Here is a 2540-nt window from a genome sequence, read left to right as displayed (position 1 = left end):
ACTAATCCATTATTATCTATTGTGGCTACAACAGTATTACTGCTGCTCCATACACCAGTACCGCCAGTTGAGCTGTTTGTCAGTGTAACCGTACTACCGGCACATACCTCACGCGCGCCAGCACTCTTCTCCATCTCTGGTAAAGCATTTACAGCTATATGAGCAGTATCCACACTTACACAACCTTTGGCAGTGGTCACAGTATAGGTAATCACTGCGTTACCAGCAGCTACACCACGAACTAATCCATTATTATCTACTGTGGCTACACTTGCAGCACTGCTACTCCATACACCAGTTCCACCAGTGGAGCCGTTTGTCAGTGTAACAGCGCTTCCGGCACATACCTCACGCAGACCAACACTTTTCTCCATCTCTGGTAAGGCATTTACCGCTATATGGGCAGTATCCTGGCTTACACAACCTTTGGCGGTGGTTACAGTATAAGTGATAACCGCAGAACCGGCAGCTACACCACGAACTAATCCATTATTATCTATTGTGGCTATGCCAGTATTACTGCTGCTCCACACACCAGTTCCACCAGTTGAGCCGTTTGTCAGCGTAACAGCGCTTCCGGCACATACCTCACGCGCTCCAACACTCTTCTCCATCTCTGGTAAAGCATTTACAGCTATATGAGCAGTATCCACACTTACACAACCTTTGGCAGTGGTCACAGTATAGGTAATCACTGCGTTACCAGCAGCTACACCACGAACTAATCCATTATTATCTATTGTGGCTACACTTGCAGCACTGCTACTCCATACACCAGTTCCACCAGTGGAGCCGTTTGTCAGTGTAACAGCGCTTCCGGCACATACCTCACGCAGACCAACACTTTTCTCCATCTCTGGTAAGGCATTTACCGCTATATGGGCAGTATCCTGGCTTACACAACCTTTGGCGGTGGTTACAGTATAAGTGATAACCGCAGAACCGGCAGCTACACCACGAACTAATCCATTATTATCTATTGTGGCTATGCCAGTATTACTGCTGCTCCACACACCAGTTCCACCAGTTGAGCCGTTTGTCAGCGTAACAGCGCTTCCGGCACATACCTCACGCGCTCCAACACTCTTCTCCATCTCTGGTAAAGCATTTACAGCTATATAAGCAGTATCCACACTTACACAACCTGAACCAGTTGTTACAGTATAAGTAATTACTGCGTTACCAGCAGCTATACCACGAACTAATCCATTATTGTCCACTGTAGCAACACTTACAACACTGCTGCTCCATACGCCAGTACCACCAGTTGAGCCGTTTGTCAGCGCAACAGCGCTTCCGGCACATACTTCACGCGCACCAACACTCTTCTCCATCTCTGGTAAAGCATTTACCGCTATATGGGCAGTATCCACACTTACACAACCTTTAGCAGTTGTTACACTATAGGTAATCACTGCAGAACCAGCAACTACACCACGAACTAATCCATTATTATCTACTGTAGCTACACTTACAGCACTGCTGCTCCATACACCAGTTCCACCAGTTGAGCCGTTGGTCAGCGTAACAGAACTTCCCGCACATACCTCACGCAGGCTAATACTCTTCTCCATCTCCGGTAAAGCATTTACAGCTACATGAGCAGTATCAACACTTACACAACCTTTTGCGGTTGTTACAGTGTAAGTGATAACCGCAGAACCAGCAGATACACCACGAACTACACCATTATTATCTACTGTAGCTACACCTACAGCACTGCTGCTCCATACGCCAGTGCCACCAGTAGAGCCGTTTGTCAGTGTAACAGCACTTCCGGCACATACTTCACGCAGGCCAACACTCTTCTCCATCTCTGGTAAAGCATTTACCGCTATATGGGCAGTATCCACACTTACACAACCTTTGGCAGTGGTTACAGTATAGGTAATCACTGTGTTACCAGCAGCTATACCACGAACTACACCATTATTATCTACTGTAGCTACGCTTACAGCACTGCTGCTCCATACACCAGTACCACCAGTTGAGCCGTTTGTCAGCGTAACAGCGCTTCCGGCACATACCTCACGCACACCAACACTCTTCTCCATCTCTGGTAAGGCATTTACCGCTATATGGGCAGTATCCTGGCTTACACAACCTTTAGCGGTGGTTACAGTGTAAGTGATAACCGCAGAACCTGCAGATACACCACGAACTAATCCATTATTATCTACTGTGGCTACACTTGCAGCACTGCTGCTCCACACACCAGTACCACCAGTTGAGCCGTTTGTCAGTGTAACAGAACTTCCGGCACAAACTTCACGCAGGCCAATACTCTTCTCCATCTCAGGTAAAGCATTTACAGCTATATGGGCAGTATCCACACTTACACAACCTTTGGCAGTGGTTACACTATAGGTAATCACTGCGTTACCAGCAGCTACACCACGAACTATACCATTATTATCTATTGTAGCTACACTTACAGCACTGCTGCTCCATACACCGGTTCCACCAGTTGAGCCGTTTGTCAGCGTAACAGCGCTTCCGGCACATACCTCACGCACACCAACACTCTTCTCCATCTCTGG

General features: G+C 47.5%; 1 protein-coding gene. It reads right to left on the bottom strand.

Going from position 1 to position 2540, the window contains the following annotated elements:
- Positions 1-2540: beta strand repeat-containing protein (locus IEY13_RS29970; protein WP_188959465.1), on the bottom strand; the 2540-nt coding region annotated here is incomplete at both ends.

Origin of the sequence: Filimonas zeae (assembly GCF_014641615.1) — a bacterium.
GTDB classification, from domain to species: domain Bacteria; phylum Bacteroidota; class Bacteroidia; order Chitinophagales; family Chitinophagaceae; genus Filimonas; species Filimonas zeae.
This window is presented reverse-complemented; position numbering and strand designations above follow the sequence as displayed.